Here is a 5,578-nt window from a genome sequence, read left to right on the forward strand (position 1 = left end):
GAGGGGTTGCCGTTGACGGTGAACGGGAAGCTGGACCGGCGGGCGCTGCCGGCGCCGTCCTACGGCGTGCGCGAGGGACGACGCCCCAGCACCGTGCAGGAAGAACTGCTCTGCGGGGCCTTCGCCGAGATCCTCGGCGTTGACTCGGTCGGCATCGACGACAGCTTCTTCGATCTGGGCGGGCATTCACTGCTCGCCGTCCGGCTGATGTCGCGGATCCGGGCCGTGCTCGGCGTGGAACTGTCGCTGAGGACCCTGTTCGAGGCGCCGACGGTGGCCGGCCTCGCTGTCCGGCTGGCCGGAGGCGCCACCGAGCGAGCACGAAACGAGCTGCTGGCTGCCGTCGAGCGGCCGGAGCGGGTGCCGCTGTCCTTCGCACAGCGACGGATGTGGTTCCTGGCCCAGCTCGAAGGACCCAACGCCCTCTACAACCTGCCGACGACCATGCGGCTCAACGGCGAGGTCGACACCGCCGTACTCGACGCGGCGCTCCGTGATGTGATCGCCCGGCATGAGTCGCTGCGGACCGTCTTCCCGGCGGTGGACGGCGAGCCGTATCAGCACATCCTCGACCCGCGTGACCTGGACTGGGACGTGCAGGTGTCCCAGGTGGCATCCGGGCAGCTGGCGGAGGCCGTAGGGCGGGCGACGCAGTACCGCTTCGACCTGGCCGCCGAACTCCCGATCCGGGCTTGGCTGTTCGAGACCGAGGAAGATGTGCGTGTGTTGGTCGTGGTGGTGCACCACATCGCCGGTGACGGCTGGTCGATGGGTCCGCTACGACGTGATGTCGACACCGCGTACGCGGCCCGGTCACGCGGTGAGGCACCGGCGTTCGAACCGTTGTCGGTGCAGTACGCGGACTACGCCCTGTGGCAGCGGGAACTGCTGGGAGACGAGTCGAACCCGGAGAGCCTGCTGTCGGAGCAAGTGGAGTACTGGCGCCGGACACTGGCCGGTGCTCCGGAGGAACTGGCACTGCCGGTGGACCGGCAGCGTCCGGCGGTGGCCGGTCACGTCGGTCACCGGGTACCGCTCCAGGTGTCGGCCGAGGTGCATCAGCGCCTGGTCGAACTCGCGCGGGCCGAAGGCGTGACCGTGTTCATGGCGTTGCAGGCAGCGCTGGCGGTCACGCTGTCCCGGCTGGGCGCCGGCACGGACATCCCCGTCGGTTCGGCGGTGGCCGGACGTACCGATGAGGCACTGGACGACCTGATCGGCTTCTTCGTCAACACCCTGGTGATCCGGAACGATCTGTCCGGTGACCCGGAGTTCCGGCAGGTGCTGGCACGGGTGCGGGAGGCGAGCCTCGGGGCGATGGCCCACCAGGACGTGCCCTTCGAACGCCTCGTGGAGGAGCTGGCCCCCCAGCGGTCATTGGCGCGGCATCCGCTGTTCCAGGTCATGTTCACCGTCCAGAACATCGAGGCCGCCGGGCTGGAACAGCCCACCGGGCAGCGGCCGACCACGGTGTCCGCGAAGTTCGACCTCGATGTGATCGTGGGCGAGATCCTCGACGACCAAGGCCGTCCCGCCGGACTGCGCGGTGCGCTGACGGCGTCGGCGGACCTCTTCGACGTGGCCTCGACCGAGGTGATGGTCCAGCGGTGGCTGCGCGTCCTCGAATCGGTGACCTCGGCACCCGACATCCGGCTGCACGCAGTCGATGTACTGGACTCGGACGAGCGCGAATCGGTACTGGCGCGCTGGAACGACACGGCCACCGACAGCCTCGACAGCACCGTTGTCGAGCTGTTCGAGCGGTGGGCCGCGTCGGCTCCGGACGCGGTGGCGGTGGTCAGCGAGGGCGTCGAGGTGTCGTACGGCGACCTGGACGCGGCGGCGAGTCGGCTTGCGCACTATCTGCGGGGTCAGGGGGTTGGGCCGGAGTCCGTGGTGGGGCTGCGGTTGCCGCGCGGCCCGGAGATGATCACCGGCATTCTGGGTGTGTGGAAGGCGGGCGCCGCCTATCTGCCGATCGACCCGCAACTGCCCGCAGAGCGGATTGAGTTCATGCTCGCGGATGCGGGCGTGGGTGTGGTCGTCGGCCCGGAGGAGCTGGAGCAGCCGGATGAGTCCGACTCGGCTCCCGGTGTTGCCGGTGATCTGGCGTATGTGATCTACACGTCGGGTTCGACGGGGACGCCGAAGGGCGTGGCGGTCTCGCACGCCTCACTGGCGAACTTGGTGTCGGTGTTCGGGCCGGTGATGGGTGCTGGTCCGGGTGTGGGCGTCTTGCAGTTCGCCTCCTTCAGTTTCGACGCGTCGGTGCTGGACGTGGCGGTGGCGCTGTCGTCCGGTTCGGCGCTGTGGATCGCCAGTGATGAGCAGCGCGAGCACCCGCAGAGGTTGGCGGAGCTGGAGGGCGTCCGTTCCGCCAGCGTGGTGCCTTCACTGCTCGGGGTGCTGGAGTCGGACGATCTCGAACAGGTGGAGACGCTGCTCGTCGGCGCTGAGGCGATCAGTGAGGCGGCGGCCAGGGAGTGGTCCGTCGGCCGACGGCTGGTGAACACCTATGGGCCGACCGAGGCGACGGTGATGGTGGCGGCCGAGACGGTGGACGCCGACCGTCCGGGTCCGGTGCCGTTCGGCCGCCCGATCGCCAATACCCGGCTGTATGTGCTGGACGACGGTCTTGCGCCGGTGCCGGTGGGTGTGACGGGTGAGCTGTATGTGGCCGGTGCCGGGCTGGCCCGCGGGTACGTCAATCGCCCAGGGCTGACCGGCGAGCGGTTCGTGGCATCCCCGTTCGACACCGGACAGCGGATGTACCGCACCGGCGACCTCGCGCGCTGGACGGCCGACGGGCAGCTGGTGTTCGCCGGACGGGCCGACGACCAGGTCAAGGTACGCGGCTTCCGTATCGAACCCGGCGAGATCGAGACCGTCCTGCTGACCAGCCACGATGTCACCCAGGCCGCTGTAGTGGCCCGCGACGGCGCCCTGGTGGCGTACGTCGTACCGTCAGTCCAGGATGTCGACCGGCTGCGGGACCTGCTTGCCTCGCAGCTGCCGGAGTACATGGTGCCGGCCGCCTTCGTGGCCCTCGACGAGTTGCCGCTGACCGCCAACGGAAAGCTGGACCGGCGGGCCCTGCCCGCGCCGGAGTACGCGACCGGAGGTGGCCGCGCCCCGGCCACGGTGCGGGAAGAGATCGTGTGCGCGGTGTTCGCCGAGGTGCTGGGGCTGGACACGGTCGGGGTGGAGGACAACTTCTTCCAGCTCGGAGGTCACTCCCTCCTGGCGGTGTCGCTCGTCGAACGCCTGCGTGCCCGGGGTGTGTCGGTGTCGGTGCGGGCGCTGTTCGAGACGCCTACCCCCGCCGGACTCGCCGGTACGGCCGGAGCCGAGTCGGTCGTGGTGCCGGACAACCTGATCCCGGCCGGTGCCGATCACATCACCCCCGGGATGCTGCCGCTCGTGGAGCTGTCGCAGGCCGACATCGACCGGGTCGTCGCGGCGGTCGAAGGAGGCGCCGCGAACGTCGCCGATGTGTACCCGCTCGCGCCCTTGCAGGAGGGCATGTTCTTCCACCACCTCATGGCGGCCGGCGGAGCCGACGCCTATGTGACGGTACGCCTCGTCGAGTTCACCACGCGGGCCCGGCTGGATGAGTTCGCGGGCGCGCTGCGGCAGGTGCTGGACCGGCACGACATCTACCGGACCGCCGTGGTGTGGGAGGGCCTGCGGGAGCCGGTGCAGGTGGTGTGGCGGCATGCGGCGCTGCCCGTCGTCGAGCATGTCCTCGACGTCGAAGGCACGGAACCCGCGGGCTGGGTGGACGCACTGATGGCCGCCGGCGGACTGGTGATGGACCTGGGGCGTGCCCCCCTGATGGATCTGCATGTGGCCGAGGTGGCCGACGGCCGCTGGCTGGGACTGATCCGGATCCACCACATGGTCGAGGACCACATGGGCACCGATGTGCTGATGCGGGAACTGCGCACGATCCTTGTCGGACAGAAGGATCGGCTGGCCCCGGCGGCGCCGTTCCGGAACTTCGTGGCACAGACCCGCGCGGTGCCGAGGGAGGAACACGAGCGGTTCTTCGCCGAGTTGCTGTCCGATGTGACCGAGCCGACCGCGCCCTTCGGAGCGCTGGACGTGCATGGGGACGGCAGCGGTGCCGTGACGGAAGTGGTCACGGTGCCCGGCGAGCTGGCGGTCCGACTCCGGGATGTGGCCCGCGGGCTCGGCGTCAGCGCGGCGACTGTGCTGCATGTGGTGTGGGCGCGGGTCCTCGGGGTGCTGTCCGGCCGGGACGACGTGGTGTTCGGGACCGTGCTGTTCGGGCGGATGAACGCCGGCGACGGCGCCGACCAGGCACTCGGCCTCTTCATCAACACCCTCCCGGTACGCGTCCGTACCTCCCGGGTCGGCGCACGCGCCGCGATCGAGCTAATGCGGGACCAGCTGGCCGCGCTGCTGGAGCACGAGCACGCGCCGCTGGCGGTCGCGCAGCGGGCCAGCGGCATCACGGAGAACACCCCCCTGTTCACCTCGCTCTTCAACTACCGGCACGCGGATCCGCGTACGGGTGGCGGCGAGACCGTCGAACAGCAGCCGATCGAGGGCATCCGCAATGTCATGGTCCGGGAGCGGACCAACTATCCGCTGACCGTGGCCGTGAACGACCTCGGCCCGGACAACCTCGGTTTCACCGTGGCAGCGGTTGCCCCCATCGATGCCGCAGCGGTGGGACACCTGCTTCAGACCACGTTGGACAACGTGCTCGGCGCGCTGACTCTCGCGCTCGACGGCGGCCCCGACACCACCCTTGACCGTGTGCTCGTCCTCGACTCCGCCGAACGTGATCGGATCCTCGGCGCGTGGAATGACACGCCGGCGGAGGTGTCGGACGCGTCGGTGGTGGAGTTGTTCGAGCGGCGGGTTGCGTCGGCCGCGGGTGCGGGTGCGGTGGCGGTGGTGGGTGAGGGCATCGAGCTGTCGTACGGGGAGTTGGACGCGGCGGCGAATCGGCTGGCGCAGTATCTGCGGGGTCGGGGGGTTGGGCCGGAGTCTGTGGTGGGGCTGCGGTTGCCGCGTGGCGCCGGGATGGTCACCGGGATGCTGGGTGTGTGGAAGGCGGGGGCCGCCTATCTGCCGATCGACCCGCAACTGCCTGCTGAGCGGGTTGAGTTCATGCTCGCGGATGCGGGTGTGGGTGTGGTGGTGGGTCCGGAGGAGTTGGATCAGCCGGGTGAGTCCGACTCGGCTCCCGGTGTTGCCGGTGATCTGGCGTATGTGATCTATACGTCGGGTTCGACGGGGATGCCGAAGGGTGTGGCGGTCTCGCATGCGGGGCTGGTGAATCTGGTGATGGCTCAGGGTGAGCGGTTTGCGGTGGGGCCGGATGCGCGGGTGTTGCAGTTCGCGTCGGTGGGGTTTGACGCGGCGGTCTCCGAGGTGTGGGTGACGCTGTGCGCGGGCGGGGTGCTGGTGGCGGGGTCGGCGGAGGAACTGGACTCGGGCGCGGGCGTGGTGGGTGTGGTGGCACGTCATGGGGTGACGCATGTGACGTTGCCGCCGGCGGTGCTGGGGGCGTTGGGGACCGCGGATCTGGAGTCCGTGACGACGC

General features: G+C 69.8%; 1 protein-coding gene. It reads left to right on the plus strand.

Going from position 1 to position 5,578, the window contains the following annotated elements:
* Positions 1–18: 18 nt before the first annotated feature.
* A partial coding sequence (locus tag ACZ562_RS38165; protein WP_471189280.1) for an amino acid adenylation domain-containing protein occupies positions 19–5,578 on the plus strand: 5,560 nt, incomplete at its 3' end.

It is taken from the genome of Streptomyces sp. NPDC040410 (assembly GCF_055595715.1).